Annotated in this window: 24 protein-coding genes and 1 pseudogene; 7 read left to right on the forward strand and 18 right to left on the reverse strand. The window is 68.3% G+C overall.

Annotation, left to right across the window (positions count from 1 at the left end; genetic code table 11):
• Positions 1 to 165 precede the first annotated feature (165 nt).
• A complete protein-coding gene (gene ftsH, locus WCD84_RS01375) occupies positions 166 to 2,079 on the reverse strand; it encodes an ATP-dependent zinc metalloprotease FtsH (protein ID WP_343280168.1) in 1,914 nt (637 codons plus the stop codon).
• Positions 2,080 to 2,109: 30 nt separating this feature from the next.
• On the reverse strand, positions 2,110 to 2,742 hold the full coding sequence (gene rlmE / locus WCD84_RS01380) for a 23S rRNA (uridine(2552)-2'-O)-methyltransferase RlmE (RefSeq protein ID WP_343280198.1): 633 nt from the start codon (positions 2,740 to 2,742) through the stop codon (positions 2,110 to 2,112).
• A 69-nt stretch (positions 2,743 to 2,811) separates the two neighbouring features.
• Between rlmE and yhbY the strand changes: the two genes are divergently transcribed.
• Complete coding sequence (gene yhbY / locus WCD84_RS01385) at positions 2,812 to 3,117, forward strand: ribosome assembly RNA-binding protein YhbY (RefSeq protein ID WP_343277870.1); 306 nt, start codon at positions 2,812 to 2,814, stop codon at positions 3,115 to 3,117.
• 13 nt (positions 3,118 to 3,130) lie between these two features.
• Positions 3,131 to 3,508, forward strand: coding sequence for an Mth938-like domain-containing protein (locus WCD84_RS01390; protein WP_343253662.1), 378 nt, complete (start codon positions 3,131 to 3,133; stop codon positions 3,506 to 3,508).
• 93 nt (positions 3,509 to 3,601) lie between these two features.
• On the opposite strand, the gene WCD84_RS01395 is transcribed toward WCD84_RS01390, so the two are convergent.
• Genes WCD84_RS01395 through surE form a run of 4 tightly spaced genes read right to left on the reverse strand, consistent with a single transcriptional unit; the run spans position 3,602 to position 6,580 of the window.
• Positions 3,602 to 4,393: a peptidoglycan DD-metalloendopeptidase family protein gene (locus tag WCD84_RS01395; RefSeq protein ID WP_343280169.1), complete on the reverse strand. Its 792-nt coding sequence runs from the start codon at positions 4,391 to 4,393 to the stop codon at positions 3,602 to 3,604.
• Positions 4,394 to 4,431: 38 nt separating this feature from the next.
• A complete protein-coding gene (locus tag WCD84_RS01400) occupies positions 4,432 to 5,109 on the reverse strand; it encodes an exopolysaccharide biosynthesis protein (RefSeq protein ID WP_343280170.1) in 678 nt (225 codons plus the stop codon).
• A 5-nt stretch (positions 5,110 to 5,114) separates the two neighbouring features.
• Positions 5,115 to 5,798 carry a protein-L-isoaspartate(D-aspartate) O-methyltransferase gene (locus tag WCD84_RS01405; protein ID WP_343253664.1) on the reverse strand — a complete coding sequence of 228 codons (684 nt, stop codon included), beginning with the start codon at positions 5,796 to 5,798 and terminating at the stop codon, positions 5,115 to 5,117.
• On the reverse strand, positions 5,795 to 6,580 hold the full coding sequence (surE, locus tag WCD84_RS01410; protein ID WP_343253665.1) for a 5'/3'-nucleotidase SurE: 786 nt from the start codon (positions 6,578 to 6,580) through the stop codon (positions 5,795 to 5,797). Before surE ends, WCD84_RS01405 begins: the two co-directional genes overlap by 4 nt.
• 55 nt (positions 6,581 to 6,635) lie before the next feature.
• Between surE and WCD84_RS01415 the strand changes: the two genes are divergently transcribed.
• A complete protein-coding gene (locus WCD84_RS01415) occupies positions 6,636 to 7,184 on the forward strand; it encodes a Smr/MutS family protein (protein ID WP_343253666.1) in 549 nt (182 codons plus the stop codon).
• A 12-nt stretch (positions 7,185 to 7,196) separates the two neighbouring features.
• Here the strand turns inward: WCD84_RS01415 and truD are convergent, their stop codons facing one another.
• Both truD and ispF read right to left on the reverse strand, forming a co-directional pair.
• On the reverse strand, positions 7,197 to 8,258 hold the full coding sequence (gene truD / locus WCD84_RS01420) for a tRNA pseudouridine(13) synthase TruD (RefSeq protein ID WP_343253667.1): 1,062 nt from the start codon (positions 8,256 to 8,258) through the stop codon (positions 7,197 to 7,199).
• A gap of 42 nt (positions 8,259 to 8,300) precedes the next feature.
• Positions 8,301 to 8,780: a 2-C-methyl-D-erythritol 2,4-cyclodiphosphate synthase gene (ispF, locus tag WCD84_RS01425; protein ID WP_343253668.1), complete on the reverse strand. Its 480-nt coding sequence runs from the start codon at positions 8,778 to 8,780 to the stop codon at positions 8,301 to 8,303.
• Positions 8,781 to 8,873: 93 nt separating this feature from the next.
• Here ispF and WCD84_RS01430 point away from each other — a divergent pair, with 93 nt between their 5' ends.
• The 3 genes from WCD84_RS01430 to WCD84_RS01440 all read left to right on the forward strand — a co-directional run bounded on the left by WCD84_RS01430 (position 8,874) and on the right by WCD84_RS01440 (position 11,367).
• Positions 8,874 to 10,505 (forward strand): RHS repeat domain-containing protein, encoded by a 1,632-nt coding sequence (locus tag WCD84_RS01430; protein ID WP_343280171.1) that lies wholly within the window; start codon positions 8,874 to 8,876, stop codon positions 10,503 to 10,505.
• An 82-nt stretch (positions 10,506 to 10,587) separates the two neighbouring features.
• Positions 10,588 to 10,926 carry a hypothetical protein gene (locus WCD84_RS01435; RefSeq protein WP_343280172.1) on the forward strand — a complete coding sequence of 113 codons (339 nt, stop codon included), beginning with the start codon at positions 10,588 to 10,590 and terminating at the stop codon, positions 10,924 to 10,926.
• A 210-nt stretch (positions 10,927 to 11,136) separates the two neighbouring features.
• Positions 11,137 to 11,367, forward strand: coding sequence for an RHS repeat-associated core domain-containing protein (locus WCD84_RS01440; protein WP_343253670.1), 231 nt, complete (start codon positions 11,137 to 11,139; stop codon positions 11,365 to 11,367).
• 77 nt (positions 11,368 to 11,444) lie between these two features.
• Here WCD84_RS01440 and ispD read toward each other — a convergent pair whose 3' ends face one another.
• The 6 genes from ispD to WCD84_RS01470 all read right to left on the reverse strand — a co-directional run bounded on the left by ispD (position 11,445) and on the right by WCD84_RS01470 (position 17,252).
• A complete protein-coding gene (gene ispD / locus WCD84_RS01445) occupies positions 11,445 to 12,134 on the reverse strand; it encodes a 2-C-methyl-D-erythritol 4-phosphate cytidylyltransferase (protein ID WP_343253671.1) in 690 nt (229 codons plus the stop codon).
• Positions 12,135 to 12,168: 34 nt separating this feature from the next.
• Positions 12,169 to 12,495 (reverse strand): cell division protein FtsB, encoded by a 327-nt coding sequence (gene ftsB / locus WCD84_RS01450; RefSeq protein ID WP_449280040.1) that lies wholly within the window; start codon positions 12,493 to 12,495, stop codon positions 12,169 to 12,171.
• Between the two features lie 10 nt (positions 12,496 to 12,505).
• On the reverse strand, positions 12,506 to 13,792 hold the full coding sequence (eno, locus tag WCD84_RS01455; RefSeq protein WP_343253672.1) for a phosphopyruvate hydratase: 1,287 nt from the start codon (positions 13,790 to 13,792) through the stop codon (positions 12,506 to 12,508).
• Positions 13,793 to 14,101: 309 nt separating this feature from the next.
• Positions 14,102 to 14,935 (reverse strand): 3-deoxy-8-phosphooctulonate synthase, encoded by an 834-nt coding sequence (gene kdsA / locus WCD84_RS01460; protein WP_343253718.1) that lies wholly within the window; start codon positions 14,933 to 14,935, stop codon positions 14,102 to 14,104.
• 29 nt (positions 14,936 to 14,964) lie between these two features.
• Positions 14,965 to 16,629 carry a CTP synthase gene (locus WCD84_RS01465; RefSeq protein ID WP_343280173.1) on the reverse strand — a complete coding sequence of 555 codons (1,665 nt, stop codon included), beginning with the start codon at positions 16,627 to 16,629 and terminating at the stop codon, positions 14,965 to 14,967.
• A 122-nt stretch (positions 16,630 to 16,751) separates the two neighbouring features.
• Positions 16,752 to 17,252: a globin gene (locus WCD84_RS01470; protein ID WP_343280174.1), complete on the reverse strand. Its 501-nt coding sequence runs from the start codon at positions 17,250 to 17,252 to the stop codon at positions 16,752 to 16,754.
• A 142-nt stretch (positions 17,253 to 17,394) separates the two neighbouring features.
• Here WCD84_RS01470 and parE point away from each other — a divergent pair, with 142 nt between their 5' ends.
• On the forward strand, positions 17,395 to 19,299 hold the full coding sequence (parE, locus tag WCD84_RS01475; RefSeq protein WP_343280175.1) for a DNA topoisomerase IV subunit B: 1,905 nt from the start codon (positions 17,395 to 17,397) through the stop codon (positions 19,297 to 19,299).
• 120 nt (positions 19,300 to 19,419) lie between these two features.
• On the opposite strand, the gene hutG is transcribed toward parE, so the two are convergent.
• The 4 genes and pseudogenes from hutG to WCD84_RS01495 all read right to left on the reverse strand — a co-directional run.
• Positions 19,420 to 20,199, reverse strand: a complete 780-nt coding sequence (hutG, locus tag WCD84_RS01480) for an N-formylglutamate deformylase (protein WP_343253676.1) — start codon at positions 20,197 to 20,199, stop codon at positions 19,420 to 19,422.
• 44 nt (positions 20,200 to 20,243) lie between these two features.
• On the reverse strand, positions 20,244 to 21,611 hold the full coding sequence (gene gorA, locus WCD84_RS01485) for a glutathione-disulfide reductase (protein ID WP_343280176.1): 1,368 nt from the start codon (positions 21,609 to 21,611) through the stop codon (positions 20,244 to 20,246).
• A complete protein-coding gene (locus WCD84_RS01490) occupies positions 21,608 to 22,858 on the reverse strand; it encodes an NAD(P)/FAD-dependent oxidoreductase (protein ID WP_343280177.1) in 1,251 nt (416 codons plus the stop codon). The genes gorA and WCD84_RS01490 overlap by 4 nt, the downstream gene beginning before the upstream one ends.
• A 101-nt stretch (positions 22,859 to 22,959) precedes the next feature.
• Positions 22,960 to 23,439 (reverse strand): annotated as a pseudogene (locus WCD84_RS01495) (FKBP-type peptidyl-prolyl cis-trans isomerase); the annotation flags it as partial.
• Between the last annotated feature and the right edge of the window lie 4 nt (positions 23,440 to 23,443).

Below are 23,443 nucleotides of genomic sequence, written 5' to 3' on the forward strand. Positions count from 1 at the left end.
CAAGGAGGAGGCATCCGCTGGCAGGCGGATGCCGGGGGACATGAGCCGCGAAGGCCTCCCGGCCGCGGCGGGGCCCTCCAGGTCACAGCGAGGCGCACGATGATCGCGGCTATAGCCGCTCCCACAAGAAAGCAAAAAGGGGCGGTCGCCCGCCCCTTGTTTGCTTCAGGCCTGGGGCGCGGGATCGGAGATCGGCGGCATCGGGCGCTTGCTGCCGGCGTCGTCGTCGTCGCCCTTGGGCTCCGGCTTGGTCCAGCCGATCGGCGGCGGCGGGTCGCGGCCTTCCATGATCGCGTCGATCTGCGGCACGTCGATGGTCTCGTACTCGAGCAACAGCTTGGCCATCGTGTGCAGCTTCTCCAGGTTCTCGGTGAGGATGGTCCTGGCGCGGTTGTAGGCGTTGTCGAGGATCTCGCGCACCTCTTCGTCGATCCTGCGCGCGGTCTCGTCGGACACGCTCTTGTGCTGCGTGACCGAGCGGCCCAGGAAGACCTCGTCCTCTTCCTCGCCATAGGCGATCGGGCCGAGTTCGGTCGACAGGCCCCACTTGGTGACCATGCTGCGGGCCATCTTGGTGGCGCGCTCGATGTCGTTGGAAGCGCCGGTGGTGACCTTGTCGGTGCCGAAGATCAGCTCTTCCGCCACGCGGCCGCCGTACAGCGTGGCCAGGCGGCTGTGCAGGCTTTCGCGGGTGGAGCTGTAGCGGTCGCCCTCGGGCAGGAACTGGGTCACGCCCAGCGCGCGGCCGCGCGGGATGATCGTGACCTTGTAGACCGGGTCGTGGTCCGGCACCAGGCGGCCGATGATGGCGTGGCCGGCCTCGTGGTAGGCGGTGTTGGTCTTTTCTTCCTCGCTCATGGCCATCGAGCGGCGCTCGGCGCCCATCAGGATCTTGTCGCGCGCCTTGTCGAAGTGGTCCATGCGGACGTCCTTCGCGTTCTCGCGCGCGGCGAACAGCGCGGCTTCGTTCACCAGGTTGGCGAGGTCGGCGCCGGAGAAGCCCGGGGTACCGCGTGCCACCACCATGGCGTTGACGTCGTCAGCGCGCGGCACCTTGCGCATGTGCACCTGCAGGATCTGCTCGCGGCCCTTGACGTCGGGCAGGCCCACGACGACCTGGCGGTCGAAGCGGCCCGGGCGCAGCAGCGCCGGATCAAGCACGTCGGGACGGTTGGTGGCGGCAACCACGATCACGCCCTCGCCGCCCTCGAAGCCGTCCATCTCGACCAGCAGCTGGTTGAGCGTCTGCTCGCGCTCGTCATGCCCGCCGCCGAGGCCCGCGCCACGATGGCGGCCGACGGCGTCGATTTCGTCGATGAAGATGATGCACGGTGCGTGCTTCTTGGCCTGTTCGAACATGTCGCGCACGCGGCTGGCGCCGACGCCGACGAACATCTCGACGAAGTCCGAGCCCGAGATCGAGAAGAACGGCACCTTGGCCTCGCCGGCGATCGCCTTGGCCAGCAGCGTCTTGCCGGTGCCGGGCGGGCCGACCATCAGCACGCCGCGCGGGATCTTGCCGCCGAGCTTCTGGAAGCGCGAGGGATCGCGCAGGAACTCGACCAGCTCGGACACTTCTTCCTTGGCCTCGTCGCAGCCGGCGACGTCGGCGAAAGTGACCTTGACCTGGTCGTCGTTGAGCAGCTTGGCGCGCGAGCGGCCGAAGGACATCGCGCCCTTGCTGCCGCCCTGCTGCATCTGCCGCATCATGAAGAACCAGAAGCCGATGATCAGCAGCACCGGCAGGAAGTTGAGCAGCAGCGACCACAGGGTGATGCCGGACTCCGGCGGCGCCTGCTTGATCTCGACGTTGTGGTTGATCAGGTCGTCGACCATGCGCTCGTCGCGGCGCGGCGCGGTGGTGATGCCGGCGCTGCCGTCCTTGCGCTCGAACTGGATCGAACGCTCGTCGCTGGCGATGTCCACGGCCTTGATGCGGTCGTTGCGGACATCGGTCATGAACTGCGAGTACATGACGTCCTGGCTGGTCGCCACCTTGGGGCTGAAGCTGTTGAAGACCACCATCAGCACGACGGCGACCACTACCCACAGCATCAGATTCTTCACCAGGTCATTCATTCAACTCTGCTCCGCGGCAATGCCGCCATATTACTTGGGGTGGGCCAACTTGCCCTGCGCCAGCGCATAGACTTCCGGCGAACGCTGGCGCGAGGCCGCCGGCTTGCGGATCACGACCTTGGCGTAGCGCCGCCGCAGCTCGCGCACGTAGTCGTCGAATCCAACACCATGGAACAGCTTGATCAGGAATGCGCCGTCCGGCCGCAGGTGCCGGTCGGCGAAATCCATCGCAAGCTCGGCCAGGTACATGGCCCGCGGCTGGTCGACAGCATTCACACCACTCTTGTTGGGGGCCATGTCGGACAACACAAGGTCGACCGACGCGCCGTCCAGCTGCGATTCCAGCTGCGAGAGCACCACGTCTTCACGGAAATCGCCATGGATGAACTCGACGCCGGCCAGCGGCGGCATGTCCAGGATGTCCAGCGCGATCACCCGGCCACTGTCGCCCAGGGCCTGGCGGACCCACTGCGACCAGCCCCCGGGGGCGGCGCCGAGGTCGACCACGGTCATGCCGGGCCTGAGCAGGCGGTCGCGGTCGACCAGCTCTTCAAGCTTGTAGGCCGCCCGCGAACGCATGCCTTCGGCCTGCGCCTTCTTCACGAAGGGGTCGGCGAAGTGTTCCTGGAGCCAGCGCTGGCTGCTTCTGCTGCGGGTGGCCATCGCTTCGTGGGGGCGCATGCGGGCCGCCATGATACCCTGCGTGCCCTTCCGAACATGACCGCCACCCCCATGACCGTCGACCTTACTTCCGCCCAGATCCGCTTCCTGCGCGGCCAGGCCCACGGACTCAAGGCGATGCTGCAGCTGGGGGGCAAGGGCCTGACCGACTCGGTGGTCGCCGAGGTTGCCGGCGCGCTGGAACACCACGAGCTGATCAAGGTGAAGGTGGCCGCCGCCGACCGCGAGGAGCGCGACGCGCTGATCGACGCCCTGGCCGCGCGTGCCGGCGCCACGCTGGTGCAGCGCATCGGCCACGTGGCGGTGCTGTACCGGGCCAACAGCGAGAAGCGCCAGATCGTGCTGCCGCGGGCCTGACGACCGCTTCGCCATGGATCTCGTCCAGGAACGCCCCGATTACGACTACGTGCTGCGCGCCGCCAACGGCCGCTCGGCGCTGGTCAACGACCGCCAGCTGCAGGCCAGCTTCATCCTGGCCCCGGATCGCCTGATCGAGGACTGGGCGGCCACCGCGGTTGCCGCACTCACGCCGGAAGACCTCGAGCCGCTGCTCGCGCTTGAGCCCGAAGTGCTGGTGATCGGCACCGGCGACAGCCAGGGATTCCCGCCCCCGCGCACCCTGGCGGCGTGCCTGGCCCGCGGCGTCGGCCTGGAGGCGATGAACAACGCCGCCGCCGCGCGCACCTTCAACGTGCTGGCCAGCGAGGGCCGGCGCGTGGTGGCGGGGTTCCTCCTCTCCGGCGACTGAGCCGGGACGTGCCGGCGGCTCAGGCGCGAGCCTGGCGGTGGTCGCAGCTATAGCTGCTCCTACAGGTGGTCTACGGCGGCTCGGGTATGGCGCTCAGCGCTGCGGCAGGTAGCGCAGCGGGTCGACCGGCTTGCCGTTGTAGCGGATCTCGAAGTGCAGCATGTCGCGGTCGGCGCCGGTGCGGCCCATTTCCGCGATCTGCTGCCCCGCTTTCACGCGATCGCCCTCGCCCACCAGGCGCTTGCGGTTGTGGCCATAGGCCGACAGCCACTGCTCGTCGTGCTTGATGATGATCAGCTCGCCGTAGCCGACCAGGCCCGACCCCGAATACACGATCACGCCATCGCCGGCCGCGCGCACCGCGTGCCCGGCCGAGCCGGCCACGCCGATGCCCTGGCGGGTCGGGTCACCCTCGGTGAAACGGCTGACCAGCTGGCCCTCGGCCGGCCAGCGCCAGGCCACGGCGCTCTTGAGCGGTGCGGCACCGGTGGGCTGCGGCGGTGCCTGCGTGGGCTGCACGGTCCTGCCGCGGCTGTCGGTGACCGGGCGCGAGGTCCCGCTCGCCCGGCCTCTGGCGGCTGTGGACGTGCGCGTGCCCGCGGAGGGGTACAGGCGCAGGGTCTGCCCCGGATAGATGGTGTACGGCGCCGCGATGCCGTTCCACATCGCCAGGTCCAGCGCGCTGATGCCGTTGTTGGTGGCCAGGCGATAAAGGTTGTCGCCCCGGCGCACGGTGACCGTCTGGCCCGGCCTGGGCGTGGAGCTGCGCGTGCCGGCGCTGCCGCCCTCGCGGACCACCTTGCTCGTGCCGCAGCCGGAAAGCGCCAGCAGCGCGGCGATGGCGGGAACCAGGGCGATGCGGGCGAGTCGACGGATCGGGGGCATGCGCGGGGGAAGCTCCGGGTTGGGCGTGGCGGTGCGGGTCAACCGGCGAAACGCTGCCACATGTGCTGCAGTGCGAATCCACCGCCACCGATCAGCACGCTGAAGTAGACCACCGTACCGATGGTGGCGAGATGGCCGAGAAGCACCGCGCCGCCATCACGCTGGATGAAGCCGACAGCGTAAAGCAGCAGTGCGATCGCCGGGATGGTGTTGCTGAACGGGACGAATCCGAACGGCGCCATCAGCAGCAGCGCGGCGAAGATGAAGGCCAGGTTGTTGAACAGCTGCTGCGCACGTCCGTCGACCACGCCGGCCATGCGGTGCGGGCGGCTGATGCGCTCAAGCCGGCGCACCCAGGACATGCCGCCGGTGAGCGCGGGGCGCAGGCGGTCGGCGGGCAGCGAGCGCTCGGCCAGCTTGCGCGGCACCCACAGCGGGCGACCGGACACGCGGCTGAGGCCGACCAGCAGGATCGCGGCGCCGAACACCGTGCTCACGCCGGGGATCGACACCGGGATCAGGAACACCAGGGTCAAGAGGATCGAGAGCACCAGCAGGCCCTCGTCGCCGATCACGGCAAGCAGCTCGCCCAGGGTCATCGAACCGCTGGGCAGCCTGGCGATGATCCCTTCGAGCTGGGTGCGGAGGGATCCGTCGCCGGCGGTGTCGCCGGCGGGGTCAGGCGCGCGCCTGGAATCCTGCATCGGATCAGCCATGCGGGTCAGTCCACCAGGCCGGACAGCAGCGGCACGAAGGCGACGCTCGCCAGCGTGTCCTGGGTGATGCGGCCGTCGGCATCCTTGCGCAGGCGCAGCAGCGACTGCGCGCCGCCGGCGCCGACCGGCGCCACCAGCACGCCGCCGGGCGCGAGCTGCGCGGTCAGCGCATCGACCAGGGCCGGCGCGCCGGCGGTGACCAGGATGCCGTCGAACGGCGCCTCCTCCGGCCAGCCGACGCGGCCATCGTCATGCTTGCTGCGCACGTTCAGCCCCAGCGAGCGGAAGCGCTTGCGCGCCACCCGCAGCAGGTCGCCGATGCGCTCCACGGTGTAGACCTTCAGGCCGAGCGCGCCGAGGATCGCGGCCTGGTAGCCCGAGCCGGTGCCGACTTCGAGCACGCGCTCGGGATGCGCGCCGTCGGCGAACAGGGCTTCGGTCATCCGTGCCACCACCCAGGGCTGGGAGATGGTCTGGCCGTGGCCGATCGGCAGCGCCGTGTCCTCGTAGGCGCGGGTGGCCAGCGCCTCGTCGATGAACAGGTGCCGCGGCACGGTGCGGATGGCGTTGAGCACACGCTCGTCGGCGATGCCGTTGTCGCGCAGGCGCTCGATCAGGCGGTCGCGCACGCGCTGGGACGTCATGCCCATGCCCAGCGCTTCGGGCTGCAGGCGCAGCCGCGGGGTCACGCCCCGGCTCCGTTGCCCAGGGCCTGTTCCAGCCCGCCGACCCACGCGGCCACCTGCTCCAGCGCCTGGTAGCGGGTCAGGTCGACCTGGATCGGGGTGATCGCGATGTGCTTCGTGCGCACGGCGTGGAAGTCGGTGCCGGGACCGGAGTCCTGCTCCTTGCCGGCGCCGCCGATCCACCAGAAATGGCGGCCGCGCGGGTCCTGCGCCGGGATGCAGGCTTCGGCGCGATGGCGGTTGCCCAGGCGCGTGACTTCGAAGCCCTCGATCTCGGCCCAGGGCAGGTCGGGCACGTTGACGTTGAGGATGGTGTCGGCCGGCAGCGGGTCGGCCTTCAGCCGCGCCACGATCTCGACCGCCGCGCGCGCCGCGGTTTCGTAGTGCTGCCCGGGCCTGCCGCCGGTGACCAGCGACACCGCCACCGCGGGCAGGCCGAGGAAGCGGCCTTCCATCGCCGCGGCCACGGTGCCGGAATAGATCACGTCATCGCCGAGGTTGGCGGTGTCGTTGATGCCCGAGACCACGATGTCGGGCTCGTCCTCGAGCATGCCGGTGATCGCCACGTGCACGCAGTCGGTCGGCGTGCCGTGGATGCGCCAGGTGGACGCGTCCAGCTGCACGGCCTGCAGCGGCAGGTCCAGGGTCAGCGAATTGCTGGCGCCCGAGCGGTCGCGGTCGGGGGCGACGACGGTGACATCGTGGCCCGCGGCGCGCAGGCCTGCGGCGAGGGCGCGGATGCCGGGGGCGTCGACGCCGTCGTCATTGCTAACGAGGATTTTCATTGCCTTCATGATAGCGGAAGGCGACGCGGCCGGTCCCGCGCGCTAGGCTTGCGCGATGGCGGGAACCGACGAAAAACACGACGACGATGACGACGCGGCGCTGTTCCGCGCCGCCGTCGGTCCGGTGCGCGAACTGCCCGCCGCGCCGGCGCCGCCCGAACGCCCGCGACCGCGCCCGAGGGCACGCATGCGCGAGCGTGACGAAGCCCAGGCGCGCGAGGAGTTCCGGCTTGGCCGCGGGGACGCGTTCTCGATCGAGCGCGGCGACGTACTCTCGCACCGGCGCGAACAGATTCCCGCACGCACGCTCAAGCGCCTGTCACAGGGGCTCTATGCCGCCCAGGACGAACTGGACCTGCACCATGCCGATGCCGCGACCGCCGAGGTCCTGCTGCGCCGCTTCATCCTCGAAGCGCGCGACGCCGGCCACGGCTGCGTGCGCGTGGTCCACGGCAAGGGCATCAACTCCGACGACAGCCTGCCGGTGCTGAAGAACGTGGTCGATCGCATCCTGCGCCAGCGCGCCGACGTACTGGCCTTCCATTCCGCGCCCGCCGCCCAGGGCGGGACCGGCGCGGTGCTGGTGCTGCTGGACCGGCGCTGACGGCTACGCCCGTCAAGCGCCGGAGTGGGCGCCCGCGTCGACGACCTCGCCCAGCTCGGCCAGTACCGAGGTGGCATAGGTCCCGGGCGGCAGCGCGAAGGCAAGTTCCAGCGCGCCATCGTCCAGCCAGCGCCAGGCCAGTCCGTCGGGACGCAGTCGGGTCGCGCGGCGCTCCTGCTTCAGGCCCGCGGCTTCAAGGCCTGCGCGGAGCGCAAGGCTGTCGTCATCGGCGAGTGCGGCGAGCTCAAGCGCGCGCGCATCGTCGGTGCTGCGGAGTTCGCCGCGCCCCCAGAGCGGTGCGGCGGGGTGGATGTCGAAGGCCGCCAGCCGTTCCGCCAGCGCATCGCTGAAGGGTTCCGGCCCGAACACGCTGCGGCTGCCATCAAGCATCCAGGCCTCGCCTTCAAGGCCGCGGTCCCAGCTTCCATCGGCCACGCGCGCGGCCAGCACCCGGTTGAACAGCGCCGAGCGCGCCGCCGACAGCAGCATCGCGCGCTCGTCGCGACGCACGCGCTGGCCGGCGAACATGCGCCGGGCCTTGTCGACGTTGGCGCCGCCGCGGCCGAAGCGCTGCGCCCCGAAGTAATTGGGCACGCCGCGCGCAGCGATGGCCTGCAGGCGCGCATCGACCGCCGCGGCATCGCCCTCCAGCTCGCGCAGCACCAGCACGAAGCGGTTGCCCGCAAGCGCACCGCGCGGCAGCTTGCGCGCGTGCCGCGCCTGGCCGATCACCCGCAGCGACTGCCTGGCGGCGGGATCGTCGCGCTCGAGCGCGGCGACGTCGGGCGTCGCGCGTCCCGGCAGGTGCACGCTGAAACGCTGGCGGGTCAGCGCGTGGCGATCCTTGAGACCGGCGTAGCCGATCGCGCGCTCATCCACGCCGGCCCATTCCGCCAGCAGGCGGGCGACGAAGGCGGTGTTCATGCCGCGCTTTTCGATCGTCAGCATCAGGTGTTCGCCGGTACCGCTGGCCTCGAAGCCATCGAGTTCGGTGACGTCGAAGTCTTCCGGCGCAACGCGGATCCGCGCGGCAAGCACCGGCGCGCCGTGGGCGCGCGGTGGCGGCACGTTCAATGCCGCAGTCCCGGGCTCAGCCGCACGCCCGAAGTCATGGCCTCAAGCCGCCACGAGCAGGCACACGGCCTGCGCCGCGATCCCCTCCTCGCGCCCGACGAAACCCAGGCGCTCGCTGGTGGTGGCCTTGACGCTGACCGCATCGAGCGCGACGCCGAAGTCGGCGGCGATCGCCTCCCGCATCGCCTGCGCGTGCGGGCCGATCTTCGGCCGCTCGCAGATCACCGTGGCGTCGACATTGCCGATCTTCCAGCCGCGCTCCGCGGCCAGGGCCACGCAGTGGCGCAGCAGCGCACGGCTGTCAGCGCCCTTCCAGCGCTCGTCCGAGGGCGGGAAGTGCACGCCGATGTCGCCCAGCGCCAGCGCGCCGAGGATCGCGTCGCACAGCGCATGCAGGATCACGTCGCCGTCGCTGTGCGCGACAAGCCCGCGCCCGTGGGGCACGCGCACGCCGCCGAGCATGACGTGGTCGCCCTCGCCGAAAGCGTGGACGTCGTAGCCGTGGCCGATGCGGATGGTCATGAGGTGCACGGAGAGCTGGGGAGGTGTAATTATGACTGCAATCCGGAGGTGCGACTCTGCTGGCACCTCCGGTTTGGGGATTCACCGCCAGCCATGCCCACCTACCCGAGCGGGCACACCGTCACCAGCGCGGTCAACGCACTCGGCCAGCCGACGTCGATATCTGGCGGCGCGCAGGCCTATGCCAGCGGCATCAAGTACCACCCCAATGGCGCCGTGGCGGAATTCTTCTACGGCAACCAGATCACGAAGTACGGCAGCACGGAGTTCCTGGACGACCAGTACGACTACGACGGCCATGGAAACGTGCTGTCCATTTTCGATGACCGCACCGGCAAAGCCGGCCGACGCTCACGAACGATGGTGTACGACAACCTGGACCGCCTCCCGAAGGTTACTTCGCAGATGTACGGCAGCACAGGGGCCAACTACACCTATAACGTGCTCGATGACCTCCGGAAAGTGACCATTGGCGGCGCCCAGGGCCGCAGCCACGATTACTGCTACGCCACCAATCGCCGGCTGACGAGCATCAGGAGCGGGGGCTGCGGCGGGACGATAGTGACCAGTCTTGGTTATGACGTGCAGGGCAACGTGGCCAGCCGTGGCAGCCAGGGCTATCGCTTCGACTTCGGCAACCGCCTCCGCGAAGTGGATGGAGTGGAACGCTACCGCTACGACGGCCATGGACGACGGGTGTTGGCGATGCAATTTGTGCAGGGAACGGTGCTGTCGCAGTACGGGCTGGACGGCAAACTGCTGTACCAGAAGAGCGACCGGACGCTGTTGCAGACCGACCACGTCTACCTGGGCGGCACCCTCATCGCCAGTCACGAGCGACCGGCAAGCGGCGTCGGCGGAACGGTGGTGAAGTACCAGCACACCGACGCGCTGGGAAGCCCCGTGGTAGTGACGCGGCAAGACCGCAGTATGGTGGAGGAGACGGAGTACGAGCCGTACGGCCAAGTGCTGAACCGGCCGATGCACGATGGGACAGGCTATACGGGCCACGTGGAGGATGCCGCGACGGGGTTGGTGTACATGCAGCAGCGCTATTACGATCCGGAGATCGGGAGGTTCTTGTCCGTGGATCCGGTGACGGCGTACTCAATGCCGGGGAGTAACTTCAATCGCTATTGGTACGGCAACAACAACCCTTACAGATTCATAGATCCGGATGGAAGATATGTGTGCACGGCTTCCGGTAAAGGTCAGTGCGCGCGAGTCGAAAAGGCTGTAGGGCTGATCCATGAAGCAGCGAATGGTGCCAAGGAAGGCTCGCGGATCCGGCAGGTGAGTGAGATGCTAGGAAAACCTGGGGATGCGAACGGTGTTGTCATATCAGACAAGCTCAGTGACCAGAGGAATCTTGGTGAAGCAACTTCGGATGGTGGAAAGAGTATCCATATCGGCCTAAATTTCGATAAGTTGACGGGCGGCGACAAGCTGGCAAGCGCTGCAATGCACGAAGGGTCACACGGGTTCGACCACAGGTCGGATCCGGATCTCTCATCTCGGATCAACTCGAGGAGCCGGGCGGCACTTGAAATCACGGAACACCGAGCCTCTACGTCTCAGGCTCAAATGTTCCAGGCGCTCGGTCGAAATGAACCTTTCCAACTTTTCGATATCAATGGTGGCATCCGATGGGACAAGATCAATGATCAGATGCAACGATCCGTCGACTGGGCATGCGCTCCCCCTAATGGCGGGTGTGGTCCGTAGTCGTCCATTCATCGCACTTTCGATTCTTGTGGCTCTCTCTGGCTGTGTGATCGCACATCCGGGAATCGTTGAGCCTGTGCGCGTGCCGCTGGAGAAGATCTATCTTGATTCTGAGGCCTACGATGGTAAGTTCGTGCGGGTGGATGCTTGCCTTAGCGTCATAATGGAAGGAATGTACTTGCTGGACTGCGGCACCCGTCATCCAATCATAAATTTCGAGACAGAAGAGACCTCGATTTCAAATGGCGCCGTAGCAAGATTGATATCGTTCGGACATTTGCATGTGGGAAAGGCACCCGAAGATGTTCGAATTCAAGTTGACGGTATTTACGAGGCCGGCAAGACTCCCCAGCAGTTTGAGCACACGATTCGGGTGCGAGACTTCCGGCCGGCTCCCTCCCGGCGTGACCTTCCAAGATAGGAAGTATTGGCGCCGTATGCTGCCAGACACACCAGCCGTAGCTGTGTCGGATTCGCGGGCACCGAGTTTCGGCGGCATGTGGAGGTGGCCCGGTCAGCTCGGTATAGCGTCCGCATTGGGTCAGCTAGCGCAAGTCCATTGCTGGCGCCAGAAACAACCAGTACTCGTAGGCGCGAATGCATGTGCTGGTCGCAATAATCAGCGGAGCCGGTGTCGGGTCAGAGCATTCAGCGCTATTACGATCCGGGGATCGGGAGATTACTGAGCGTCGATCCGGCAAGCGCGCTGGAGAGTCCGGTTGCTCTTTTCAATCGCTATAGCTACGCGGGCAATAACCCGATCAATGCCACGGACCCTGATGACAGAAGGTGCGTTGTTGCCAATGCTTCAAGCGTCTATTGCATGCGGCACGACATCTATAGCCACTTCGACAGAATGTAACTACCCAGCGGTTTCTGCTCAGGTCCGACCGAAGGACACAAGCCCACCGAGAGTCCGAGATGGGGCTTCCTCGACGATCACGCAGCAGAACGCCCCAGAAGAAACTCGAAATACGCCAAGTCCGCCGGCGTTGTCACCTTGATGTTGTCCTCGGCTCCCTCGACCAGCAGCGGGCGCGCGCCCAGGCGCTCCATGGCCATGGCCTCGTCGGTAACCTCGACGCCGTCCGTGGCCGCGGCTTCCAGCGCGCGGCGCAGCTGCAGGCGGCGGAACAGTTGCGGCGTCTGCGCGCGCCACAGGCGCTCGCGCGGCTCGGTACCGTCGATGCCACCGTCGTCGCCGGCACGCTTCAACGTGTCGCGCACGGGCGTGGCGAGGATGGCGCCGACCGGATCCTCGCGACCGCGCTCCAGCAGCGCGGCGAGGTCGGTCAAGCGCAGGTTGGGGCGCGCCGCGTCGTGCACCAGCACGAAGGCGTCGGCGCGCACGTCGTCGGGCAAAGCAGCCAGGCCGGCCAGCACCGATTCCGCACGGGTACTGCCGCCGGTGCAGGCGATCACGGGCCGGCCGCTGCCGTCGCTCCATCCCTGCCAGCGGGAATCGCCTTCGGCCAGTGACACCACGGCGCCTTGGACGCCCGGGTGTGCGAACAGCGCGCGCAGGCTGTGCGCGAGCAGCGGCTCGCCCGCGACCTCGAGGTATTGCTTTGGCACCTCGCCGCCGAAGCGGGCGCCACGACCCGCGGCGGGAACCACGACCCAGGTCACCGCGCGCCCCTCTCGTTGCCGGGAACGGTCCAGCTCACGGCGTCTCGTCCTCTGTGTCCGCCGTCGTTGCCGCCGGCTGTGCGTGATCGACCACGCGATAGAAGGTCTCGCCCGGCCGGATCATGCCCAGCTCGGCACGCGCGCGCTCTTCGATCGCCGCCTCGCCCGACTTGAGGTCGGCGACCTCGGCGGCGAGCGCGGCGTTGCGGTCGCGCAGGCCGTCGTTCTGCCGCGCCTGCTGCTCGACCCGGGCCTGCAGGTCGGCAACCTCCTGGTTGCCGCCATTGCCGAACCACAGCCGGTACTGCAGCCACGCCAGCAGCGCGACCAGCACCACCAGCACGATCCGCAGCGTGCGCATGGCGGTCGCGTCAGCGCTTCAGCGAAACGAAGGCGTCGCGGCCGGCGAAGCGCGCCTTCGCGCCAAGCGACTCTTCGATGCGCAGCAGCTGGTTGTACTTCGCCACGCGGTCGCTGCGGCACAGCGAGCCGGTCTTGATCTGGGTGGCCGTGGTCGCGACCGCGATATCGGCGATGGTGGTGTCCTCGGTCTCGCCCGAGCGGTGCGAGACCACCGCGGCGTAGCCGGCGGCGTCGGCCATGGCGATCGCTTCCAGGGTCTCGGTGAGCGTGCCGATCTGGTTGACCTTGATCAGGATCGCGTTGGCGGTGCCGCTGTCGATGCCCTCGCGGAAGATCGCCGGATTGGTCACGAACAGGTCGTCGCCGACCAGCTGCACGCGATCGCCCAGGCGCTGCGTCAAAAGCTTCCAGCTGTCCCAATCGGCCTCGGCCATGCCGTCCTCGACGGTGATGATCGGGTACTGGTCGCACCAGGAGGCGAGGAAGTCGGTGAACTGCTCGCCGGTCAGGCGCTTGCCCTCACCGACCAGGTGGTACTTGCCGTTGTCGTAGAACTCGCTGGAAGCAACGTCCAGGCCCAGCAGCACGTCGTCGCCGGCGCGATAGCCGGCCTTGCCGATGGCTTCGAGGATGGTGTCGAGCGCCTCGACATTACTGCGCAGGTCGGGGGCGAAGCCGCCTTCGTCGCCGACGGCAGTCGACAGGCCGTGACCCTTCAGCACCGACTTCAGCGCGTGGAAGATCTCGGTGCCGGCGCGCAGGCTTTCGGAAAACGAGTCGAAGCCCACCGGCAGGATCATGAACTCCTGCAGGTCGACGTTGTTGTCGGCGTGCGCGCCGCCGTTGATGATGTTCATCATCGGCACCGGCAGCACCGGGGCGCGGTCGTCGGCCAGCAGCTGCCACAGCGGGATGCGGCGGGACGCCGCCACCGCGTGCGCCGCGGCCATGGACACACCCAGCAGCGCATTCGCGCCCAGGCGGCCCTTGTTGTCGGTGCCGTCAAGATCGATCAGGCGCTTGTCGAGGCCGGCCTGGTCGGCGGCGTCGAAGTCCTTGAGCGCGTCGGCAATGGTCCCGTTGACGTTGGCCACCGCCTGCATCACGCCCTTGCCCAGGTAGCGCGTCTTGTCGCCATCGCGCAGCTCCACGGCTTCGCGGGCACCGGTCGAGGCGCCCGAGGGCACCATCGCGCGGCCGAACGCGCCATCGGCGAGGGTCACCTCGGCTTCGAGCGTGGGATTGCCGCGGCTGTCGAGGATTTCACGGGCGTGGATCCTGGAGATATTGGTCATGGGCTCGCTGTGTCGCTTTGTGTGTGTGGGTGTGGGATTGCGGGAAGAGCGTTTTTGCCACGGATTTACGCGGATTTTTCACGGATTTACACGGATGAAGCCAACAGCCTTTTGTGTAAGCCTCTCTCTTCCATGTAGGAGCAGCTAAAGCTGCGACCTGCAGATTCGGCCATTCCGGGGGTCGCAGCTATAGCTGCGACCTGAAGATTCGGCCATTCCGGGGGTCGCAGCTATAGCTGCTCCTACAGGAAAGATGTCTTGCTCTATCCGCGTTTATCCGGGCAATCCGTGTCATCAATGGCCAAAAAATCAAACCTCGTTCTCGAGAAAGCCTCCACGCTTGGTCACTGCGTCGAGCTCCAGCATGGTTTCCAGCAGGGCACGCATCCTATCCAGCGGCCAGGCGTTCGGGCCGTCGCTCAGCGCCTTGGCGGGGTCGGGGTGGGTTTCCATGAAGACGCCGGACACGCCCACGGCAATCGCGGCGCGGGCAAGGACCGGCACGAACTCGCGCTGGCCGCCGCTGGAGGTGCCCTGCCCGCCCGGCAGCTGCACCGAATGCGTGGCGTCGAAGACCACGGGGCAGCCGGTGTCGCGCATCACCGCAAGCGAGCGCATGTCACTGACCAGGTTGTTGTAGCCGAAGCTGGCGCCGCGCTCGCAGACCATGATGTCCTGGTTGCCGGTGGCCTTGGCCTTTTCGACCACGGGCTTCATGTCCCAGGGCGACAGGAACTGGCCCTTCTTGATGTTCACCGGCTTGCCCGCGGCACAGACTTTGGTGATGAAGTCGGTCTGGCGCACCAGGAAGGCCGGCGTCTGCAGTACGTCCACGACGCTCGCGACCTCGTCCATCGGCGTGTATTCGTGTACGTCGGTCAGCACCGGCACGCCGATCTGCCGCTTCACCTCGCCCAGCACGCGCAGGCCCTCCTCCATGCCCGGCCCGCGGAACGCGGTTCCCGAGGTGCGGTTGGCCTTGTCGAAGCTCGACTTGAAGATGAAGTTGATGCCGAGCGCCGAAGTGATCTCCTTCAGCTGCCCCGCCACATCAAGCTGAAGCTGCTCGCTCTCGATCACGCAGGGGCCGGCGATCAGGAAAAACGGCTGGTCGAGGCCGACCTTGAATCCACAGAGGTTCATAGAAGAGCCCTTTTTTGCCACGGATTTGCTCATACCGTTGCTTCTTTCAGCAGCTTCCCACCCGCCTTGCGCTCGCGCGCGGCGCGGACGAAGCCGATGAACAGCGGGTGGCCGCCGCGGGGGGTGGACAGGAACTCGGGGTGCGCCTGGCAGGCGATGAACCACGGGTGGTCGGCCAGCTCGACCATCTCCACCAGCAGGTCGTCCATCGACTTGGCGCTGATCACAAGGCCCGCGTCTTCAAGCTGGGTGCGGTAGCGGTTGTTGAATTCGTAGCGATGGCGGTGGCGCTCTGCAACCACGTCCTTGCCGTACAGCGCGCGCGCCTTCGTACCCGGATTCAGTCGCTGCTCCTGCAGGCCCAGGCGCATGGTGCCGCCCAGGTCGCTGTCCTCGCCGCGACGTTCCACTTCGCCGGTCTTGGTGCGCCATTCGGTGATCAGGCCGATCACCGGGTGCGGGGTCTGGCGGTCGTTCTCGGTGCTGTTGGCGCCGTCCAGCCCGGCCAGATGGCGTGCCACGTCGACCACGGCCGCCTGCATGCCGTAGCAGATGCCGAAGTACGGCAGGCCGGTTTCGCGCGCATGCTTCGAAGTCAGCACCTTGCCGTCGAAGCCGCGGTCGCCGAAGCCACCGGGCACCAGCACGCCATCGACGCCGGCCAGCGCGGCCGCGGCGCCGTCGCGCTCGATGTCCTGCGATTCCACCCACTTCAGGTTCACCCGGGTGCGCTGGCGGATGCCGCCGTGGCGCAGGGCCTCGGCCACCGACTTGTAGGCGTCCTTGTGGTCGACGTACTTGCCGACAACGGCGATGGTGACCTCGTCGATCGGGTTCTGGGTGGCGTCGACCACCGACGCCCATTCGGACAGGTCGGCCACCGGCGCGGCCTTGTCGGCCAGGCGCAGGCGCTCGACCACGAAGGCGTCCAGGCCCTGGCTCTGCAGCCAGGCCGGAATTTTGTAGATGTTGTCCAGGTCGACGATCGAGATCACCGCCTTCTCGGACACGTTGGTGAACAGGGCGATCTTGCGGCGCTCGCTGTCGGGCAGCGGCTGCTCGCTGCGGCACAGCAGCACGTCGGGCTGGATGCCGATCGAGCGCAATTCCTTCACCGAATGCTGGGTGGGCTTGGTCTTGAGCTCGCCGGCCGCCGCGATATACGGCACCAGCGTGAGGTGCATGAAGATGGCCTTGTCCGGGCCGCGCTCGGTGCGGATCTGGCGGATGGCCTCGAGGAACGGCAGCGATTCGATGTCGCCCACCGTGCCGCCGATCTCGACCAGGGCGACGTCGAAGCCCTGGGTGGCGGTGTCGATGCAGCGCTTGATCTCGTCGGTGATGTGCGGGATCACCTGCACGGTCGCGCCCAGGTAGTCACCGCGGCGCTCCTTGCGGATCACGTTCTCGTAGATCTTGCCGGTGGTAATGGAGTTCTTGCCCGACAGGCGGACGTTGATGAAGCGCTCGTAGTGGCCCAGGTCGAGGTCGGTCTCGGCGCCGTCGTCGGTCACGTAGACCTCGCCGTGCTGGAACGGGCTCATGGTGCCGGGGTCGACGTTGATGTAGGGGTCGAGCTTCATCATCGTCACCCGCAGGCCGCGGGCTTCGAGGATGGCCGCGAGCGAAGCCGCGGAAATGCCCTTGCCAAGCGAGGACACCACGCCGCCGGTGACGAAAATCAGGGGAGTCATGAATCAGGCTGCCGCAGGAAAGCCATAGTCTAGCGGGTGGCGGTTGCAGGGGCGACCTTGACAGCGCGCCGGGGTGTTCTGCTTCTGTGGGAGCGGCCATGGCCGCGATCGCCGCCCCCGGCTCAGCCCTGCCGCGGCCGCAGCCCCTGCATGACGCGCGAGAACAGGCCTCGGGCCCCTTCCCGGGCGGCCATCTCCCCAGTGGGGCCGGCATCGCGTGCGGTGAAGGTATCCACCACCACGGCCATGGCCTCGCGCCAGCGCGCCATCAGCGCCGGATCGGCCTCGGGATCGGTCTCTTCGACCACGTGCAACAGGCTGGCGATCCAGTCCCGGTACAGCGCCGCCGGCACCGGGCAGCGCCCGTCGCGGGCGTGGACGGCACCCATCTCCGCGATGCCGCGGTCCACGACCCGGCTGCCGCCTGCGTGGAAAATGGCCATGGTGATGCCCTTGCGCAGGGCCATGCGCTGCTTGTTGAAATCGGTGTGGGCGAACAGTGCGGGGACATCGGGATTGCTGGCCAGGAACACGTCGTAGAAGCGGCCGATGAACTCCTTGTCGCGCAGGCAGCGGCCATAGCTCTGGTGCAGGTCGGCGTAGGCGTCGGTCGCGGCGGTCATGGCGGTCTCCTGGTGGGGGCGCCAATTCTCCCGCGCGACCGCGGGAGCCGGATTGACCCCCGTCAACACCTGCCTTGACCCGCCCCTGCCCCGCCGCCATTCTGGTCGGCTTCCCCCGCTCTCCGGCCTTGCCCTTTCCGCGATGAATTCACGCTACGACGCCGCCGACATCGAAGTCCTGTCCGGCCTGGACCCGGTCAAGCGCCGGCCCGGCATGTACACCGACACGACCCGGCCCAACCACCTGGCGCAGGAGGTCATCGACAACGCCGTTGACGAGGCCCTCGCCGGCCACGCGCGCGCGATCGCGGTGACCATGCACAGGGACGGCAGCTGCGAGGTCTCCGACGACGGCCGCGGCATGCCGGTGGACATCCATCCAGAGGAAAAGGTGCCGGGCGTCGAGCTGATCCTCACGCGCCTGCATGCGGGCGGCAAGTTCAGCAACCGCAACTACGCGTTTTCCGGTGGCCTGCACGGCGTGGGCGTGAGCGTGGTCAATGCGCTGTCGACCCTGGTCGAAGTCCACATCAAGCGCGATGGCAACGAGTATCTGATGTCCTTCCGCGACGGCGACCCGGTCAGCGGCCTGGACATCGTCGGCACCGTGGGCAAGCGCAACACCGGGACCAGGCTGCGTTTCTGGCCTGACCCGAAGTATTTCGACACGCCGAAATTCGGCCTGCGCGCCCTGCGCCATCTGCTGCGCGCCAAAGCGGTGCTGTGCCCGGGCCTGACCGTGACCCTGTTCGACGAGGCCAGCGGCGAGCGCGACGAGTGGCACTACGCCGACGGCCTGCGCGATTACCTGGCCGGCGAACTCACCGGCCGCGAGCCGCTGCCGCCGGAGCTGTTCCTGGGCCGCCTGAAGAAGGACACCGAGATGGTGGACTGGGCCGTGGCATGGATCCCCGACGGCGAGCTGGTGCAGGAAAGCTACGTCAACCTGATCCCGACGCCGCAGCACGGCACCCACGTCAACGGATTGAGGTCCGGCTTCACCAACGCCCTGCGCAGGTTCTGCGAGTTCCGCAGCCTGCTGCCACGCGGGGTGAAGCTCGCGCCCGAAGACGTCTGGGACCGCGTCGCCTTCGTGCTCAGCCTGAAGATGAGCGATCCGCAGTTCAGCGGCCAGACCAAGGAGCGCCTGAGCTCGCGCCAGGCCGCGGGCTTCATCGAGGGCGCCGCCGAAGACGCGTTCACCCTCTGGCTCAACAGCCACGTCGAGCTGGGCGAAAAGATCGCCCAGCTGGCGATCGACCGCGCCAGCGCGCGGCTGAAGACCGAGAAGCAGATCGTCCGCAAGAAGGTCACCCAGGGCCCCGCGCTGCCGGGCAAGCTGGCCGACTGCATCAGCCAGGACCTGTCGCGCACCGAGCTGTTCCTGGTCGAGGGCGACTCCGCCGGCGGCAGCGCCAAGCAGGCCCGCGACAAGGATTTCCAGGCGATCCTGCCGCTGCGCGGCAAGATCCTGAACACCTGGGAGGTGGCGTCGACCAGCGTCCTGGCCAGCGAGGAAGTGCACAACCTCGCCATCGCCATCGGCTGCGATCCGGGCAAGGACGACATCAGCGGCCTGCGCTACGGCAAGGTCGTGATCCTGGCCGACGCCGACTCCGACGGCCTGCACATCGCGACCCTGCTGGCGGCGCTGTTCCTGCGCCACTTCCCGGCGCTGGTGCGCGCCGGCCACATCTTCGTGGCGATGCCGCCGCTGTACCGCGTCGACATCGGCAAGCAGGTGTTCTATGCCCTGGACGAGGAGGAGAAGCGCCTGCTGCTGGAAAAGATCGAGCGCGAGGGCGCATCGAAGAAGGGCCCCAAGGGCACGGTGAACGTCACCCGCTTCAAGGGCCTGGGCGAGATGAACCCGCCGCAGCTGCGCGAGTCGACCATCCACCCCGACACCCGCCGCCTGGTGCAGCTGACCGTCGACGATGCCGAGCAGACGCGTTCGCTGATGGACATGCTGCTGGCCAAGAAGCGTGCGTCGGACCGCAAGGCCTGGCTTGAGGACAAGGGCGACCTGGCGACGCTTGAGGTCTGAGCCCGCCAGCGCTGTAGGAGCAGCTATAGCTGCGATTGCGCGCAGGTGGTCGAAGCTGTAGTGGCACGGATGGGGCTGTGGTGGCACGGATGGGGGCTGCGGTCGCAGCTATAGCTGCTCCTACTGGGGGAGGGTGGCTTCAAGCAGGGCGCGCAGCACCGGCTGCAGGGCGCCGGCCTTCGCCGCATCCCAGTCGAACGTGGCTTCGTCCATGTAGGCGCGCTGGGCGATCTCCAGCTGCACCGCCTCCACGCCCTGTTCGGGGCGGCCGTAGTGGCGGGTGATGTGGCCGCCCTTGAAGCGGCCGTTGGCGACCCAGTCGTAATCCCCCTGGCCGGTGAGCACCAGGCCCAGGCGTTCGGCCAGATCAGGCGAGCAGCTGCTGCCACTCGCGGTGCCGAGGTTGAGGTCGGGCAGGCGCCCGGGAAACAACCACGGCAGTTCGCCGCGGATCGAGTGGCCTTCCCACAGCACGACCCGGCCGTGCTCGCCGCGCAGGCGTTCGATCTCGGCCTGCAGGGCGGCGTGGTAGGGCCGCCAGTACAGGTCCACGCGCGCGCGCACTTCGTCGGGCGTCGGCTCCTGCCCCACGCGGTAGACGGCGCTGCCATCGAACTGGCGCACCGGGCACAGGCCGGTGGTGTTCTGTCCCGGATACAGCGAGGTATCTTCCTCGCCGCGGTTGAGGTCGACGACATAGCGCGAGTGCGTGGGCACCAGGATCGACGCCCCCATGTCGCGCGCGAAGTCGTACAGGCGCGCCACGTGCCAGTCGGTGTCGGGCACCGCCCGTGCACTGTCGGCCAGGCGCTCGGCGATGCCGTGCGGGACATGGGTGCCGTCGTGCGGCAGGCTGACGAGCAGCGGCGCGCTGCCTTTGTGCAGGGTGAATATCTCCATGCCCACGATCGTAACCGACGGGCCGGGCGGGCGACGCGGACCGCTCAGCGCAGCAGCACGATCTCTTCGGCGCTGGTCGGGTGGATGGCGACGGTGGCGTGGAAGTCGGCCAGCGTCGCGCCCATCTTCACCGCCACCGCGAAGCCCTGCAGGATCTCGTCCGCGGCCTCGCCCAGCAGGTGCAGGCCGACCACGCGCTTCTCTTCGCCCACGCAGACGGCCTTGAACATGCTGTGCTGCTGGACGTCGGCCAGGGCGTGCAGCATCGGCCGGAAGGTGGTGTGGTGGCAGCTGACCGCATCGCCGCCGAAGCGCTCGCGGGCTTCGGCCTCGGTCAGGCCGATCATGCCGATCGGCGGATGCGAGAACACCACGGTGGGCACGTTGGCATGGTCGACGCGCGCGTCCGGCTCACCGCCGAACACGCGGTCCATCAGCCGCCGCGCCTCGGCGATCGCCACCGGCGTCAGCGCCAGGCGGCCGGTCACGTCGCCGACCGCGTAGACCCCGTCGGCGCCGGTGGACTGGAACCCGTCCACCCTGATGTAGCCGCGGTCGTCGGTCGCAACCCCGGCTGCATGCAGCCCGAGGTCGTCGGTGTTCGGACCACGCCCGGTGGCGAGGATGACCACGTCGAACGGCTCGCCGGCCTCGCCGCCTTCCTCGCGCAGGCGCACGCCGCCGGCCTCGCCGGCCTCCAGCGCGGCCAGCGAATACGCCAGGTGCAGGGCGACGCCGGACTGGTGCAGGTTGCCCTGCAGGCGCTCGATCAACTCGTGGTCGAAGCCCTTGAGCAGGCCCTGGCCGCGCACGAACAGTTCGACGTGGCTGCCCAGCGCCTGCATCACCCCGGCCAGTTCGACGCCGACGTAGCCGCCGCCGATGATCGCTACCCGTCGCGGCGCCTCCGACAGCTTGAAGAAGCCGTCGGAATCGATTCCCAGCTCCGCGCCGGGAATGCCAGGCCGCACCGGCCGGCCGCCGGTGGCAATCACGATATGCGCCGCACGCACCCGGGTGCCCTCCGCGCATTCAACGAAGCCTTCACCGGCAAGCCGGCCGCGCGAGGGCAGCAGCACGATGCCCGCCTCGTCCAGGCGCCGGCGGTAGCTGGCGTGGATGTTGGCGATGTAGCGCTGGCGGCTGGCCACCAGCTTCGCCCAGTCCGGATAGGCCGGTTCGACCGGGAAGCCCAGCGCCGAGGCCATGCCGATGCGCGCGCCGAGGTCGGCCGCCAGCCACATCGCCTTCTTCGGCACGCAGCCGACGTTGACGCAGGTGCCGCCAAGTTCGCCCGGCTCGAGCAGGGCGACGCGCGCGCCGTGGCTGGCCGCGCGAAAGGCCGCCGCCAGCCCGCCGGAGCCGCCGCCGACGACGGCAAGGTCGACCTCGATGCCGCGGACCGCGCTCACCGGAACCGCGCCGGCGAATACGGCGCGGGGTCGATCCGCGGCTCGCGGCCACAGACCAGGTCGGCGACAAGTTGTCCGGTGGCGGGGCTCATGCTGACCCCGAGCATGCCATGCCCGGTCGCAATCCAGGCATGGCGGCGCCCCGGCACGCGGCCGATGATCGGCACGTCGTCGATGCTCAGCGGGCGCCAGCCGTACCACTCCTCGTGCTTCACCGGGCCCACGGGCTGGTGCAGGAACTGCGCCGCGCCGCGCTCGAGCGCATCGAGCCGCCGGCGGTTGAGATCGGTGCTGTAGCCGGAGAATTCCATCGTGCTGCCCAGCCGGTATCCGCTGCCCCAGGTGGTGACGCAGACCCCGGGCTCGTGCAGCGACAGTGCGCGTCGCGGCACCAGCGACGGGCGGTCGTAGGTGATCGAATAGCCCTTGCCGGGCTGGACCGGCAGCGCGCCCAGGCCCGCCGACCGCATCAGCGTCGGCGACCAGGCCCCGGTGGCGATGACCACGTCGCGCGCCTGCACGCGTCCACGGCTGCCATGGACGGTCACGCCGTCGGCATCCTCGTCGATGCCCTGCACGTCCCAGCCGTCCTCGACCACGCCGCCAAGCGCCCGCAGCGATTGCAGCAGGCCGTTGACATAGCGGTCCGGCCGCAGGCTGGCATCGCCGGGGAAGCGGATCACGGCGTGGATGCCGGGCTTCAGCGCCGGGTCCGAACGCTCGTAGTCGGCGCCCTCGATCACCTCGGCGCCGATGCCGACTTCGGCCAGCTGCGGGATCTCGCGCGCGGCCGCGTCGAAGCCGGACGCGCTTCGGAACAGATAGTCCACGCCCTCCGCCGCGTATTCCGCACCGGGTGCATGGCGCGCCACCCAGTCGGGATAGGCGGTGATCGAATCGTTGAGGATGGCCGCGCGCGCGACCAGCGCCGTGCGCCAGTCGCGGGCGTTGCAGCGCCTGGCAAAGCCCATCAGCCAGCGCCACAGGCCGGGGTCCAGCCGCGGTGCCACGTAGAACGGGGCATCGGGCGTCAGCATCCAGCGCAGCGCCTGCAGGATGGCGCCGGGTGCGGCCAGCGGCGCGGCGTGGCTGGGCGTCAGCGTCCCGCAGTTGCCGTGCGAACTGCCGCTGCCGACGGTCCTGGCTTCCAGCACGCGAACGCTGCGCCCGGCATCGACCAGGCACAGCGCGGTGCACAGGCCGATGACGCCGCCACCCACCACCACCACGTCAACGCGGTCGTCCATGCGGAAGTCCAGCGGGCCGGCGGCCTTCAGCCGGCCTTGCCGGCGGCGTCGTCGCTGGCGGAGGCCTCGGCCGCAGCCTCGTCCTGATCGGCCGCGTCACCATGGTCATGGCCACCGGCTCCGTGCACGTGGCCGTGTTCGATCTCGACCTGCTGCGCCTCGCGCACGTCGACGATCTCGACGTCGAAGTGCAGGTCCTGTCCGGCCATCGGATGGTTGAGGTCGACGTCAACCACGCTCATGCCGACCTTCTGGATGGTCACCGCGCGCGGGCCGAAGTTGGTGTTCAGCACCACCTGGTCGCCGACGCTGAGCTTCTGGCCGCTGAAGTGCTTCTTCGGCACGCGCTGGGTCATGCCCTCGCGACGCTCGCCATAGGCCTCGGCGCAGGGCACGTCGGCGCTGAAGCTGTCGCCGGCGACGTGGCCTTCCATCGCCTTTTCAAGGCCCGGGATGATGTTGCCGTGGCCGTGCAGGATCGCCAGCGGCTCGTCGCGGTCCTTCGACGTCTCCACCGGTTCGCCGCCCTTCTGCGAGACGGTGTAGTGGAAGCGGACGACGCGGTCTTTTTCGATCTTCATGGGC

Origin of the sequence: Luteimonas changyuni, assembly GCF_039548395.1 — a bacterium.
In the GTDB taxonomy this organism is placed as follows: Bacteria; Pseudomonadota; Gammaproteobacteria; order Xanthomonadales; family Xanthomonadaceae; genus Luteimonas.

Coding starts and splice junctions, on each gene's coding strand:
- WCD84_RS01430 (WP_343280171.1), top strand. CDS start 8,874: ATGCCCACCTACCCGAGCGGGCACACCGTCACCAGCGCGGTCAACGCA.
- WCD84_RS01490 (WP_343280177.1), bottom strand. CDS start 22,858: ATGGACGACCGCGTTGACGTGGTGGTGGTGGGTGGCGGCGTCATCGGC.
- kdsA (WP_343253718.1), bottom strand. CDS start 14,935: ATGAACCTCTGTGGATTCAAGGTCGGCCTCGACCAGCCGTTTTTCCTG.
- rlmE (WP_343280198.1), bottom strand. CDS start 2,742: ATGGCCACCCGCAGCAGAAGCAGCCAGCGCTGGCTCCAGGAACACTTC.
- ftsB (WP_449280040.1), bottom strand. CDS start 12,495: ATGCGCACGCTGCGGATCGTGCTGGTGGTGCTGGTCGCGCTGCTGGCG.
- ispF (WP_343253668.1), bottom strand. CDS start 8,780: ATGACCATCCGCATCGGCCACGGCTACGACGTCCACGCTTTCGGCGAG.
- WCD84_RS01415 (WP_343253666.1), top strand. CDS start 6,636: ATGGCGGGAACCGACGAAAAACACGACGACGATGACGACGCGGCGCTG.
- WCD84_RS01470 (WP_343280174.1), bottom strand. CDS start 17,252: ATGACCGCCGCGACCGACGCCTACGCCGACCTGCACCAGAGCTATGGC.
- yhbY (WP_343277870.1), top strand. CDS start 2,812: ATGACCGTCGACCTTACTTCCGCCCAGATCCGCTTCCTGCGCGGCCAG.
- hutG (WP_343253676.1), bottom strand. CDS start 20,199: ATGGAGATATTCACCCTGCACAAAGGCAGCGCGCCGCTGCTCGTCAGC.
- WCD84_RS01465 (WP_343280173.1), bottom strand. CDS start 16,629: ATGACTCCCCTGATTTTCGTCACCGGCGGCGTGGTGTCCTCGCTTGGC.
- ftsH (WP_343280168.1), bottom strand. CDS start 2,079: ATGAATGACCTGGTGAAGAATCTGATGCTGTGGGTAGTGGTCGCCGTC.
- parE (WP_343280175.1), top strand. CDS start 17,395: ATGAATTCACGCTACGACGCCGCCGACATCGAAGTCCTGTCCGGCCTG.
- eno (WP_343253672.1), bottom strand. CDS start 13,792: ATGACCAATATCTCCAGGATCCACGCCCGTGAAATCCTCGACAGCCGC.
- WCD84_RS01390 (WP_343253662.1), top strand. CDS start 3,131: ATGGATCTCGTCCAGGAACGCCCCGATTACGACTACGTGCTGCGCGCC.
- WCD84_RS01395 (WP_343280169.1), bottom strand. CDS start 4,393: ATGCCCCCGATCCGTCGACTCGCCCGCATCGCCCTGGTTCCCGCCATC.
- surE (WP_343253665.1), bottom strand. CDS start 6,580: ATGAAAATCCTCGTTAGCAATGACGACGGCGTCGACGCCCCCGGCATC.
- WCD84_RS01400 (WP_343280170.1), bottom strand. CDS start 5,109: ATGGCTGATCCGATGCAGGATTCCAGGCGCGCGCCTGACCCCGCCGGC.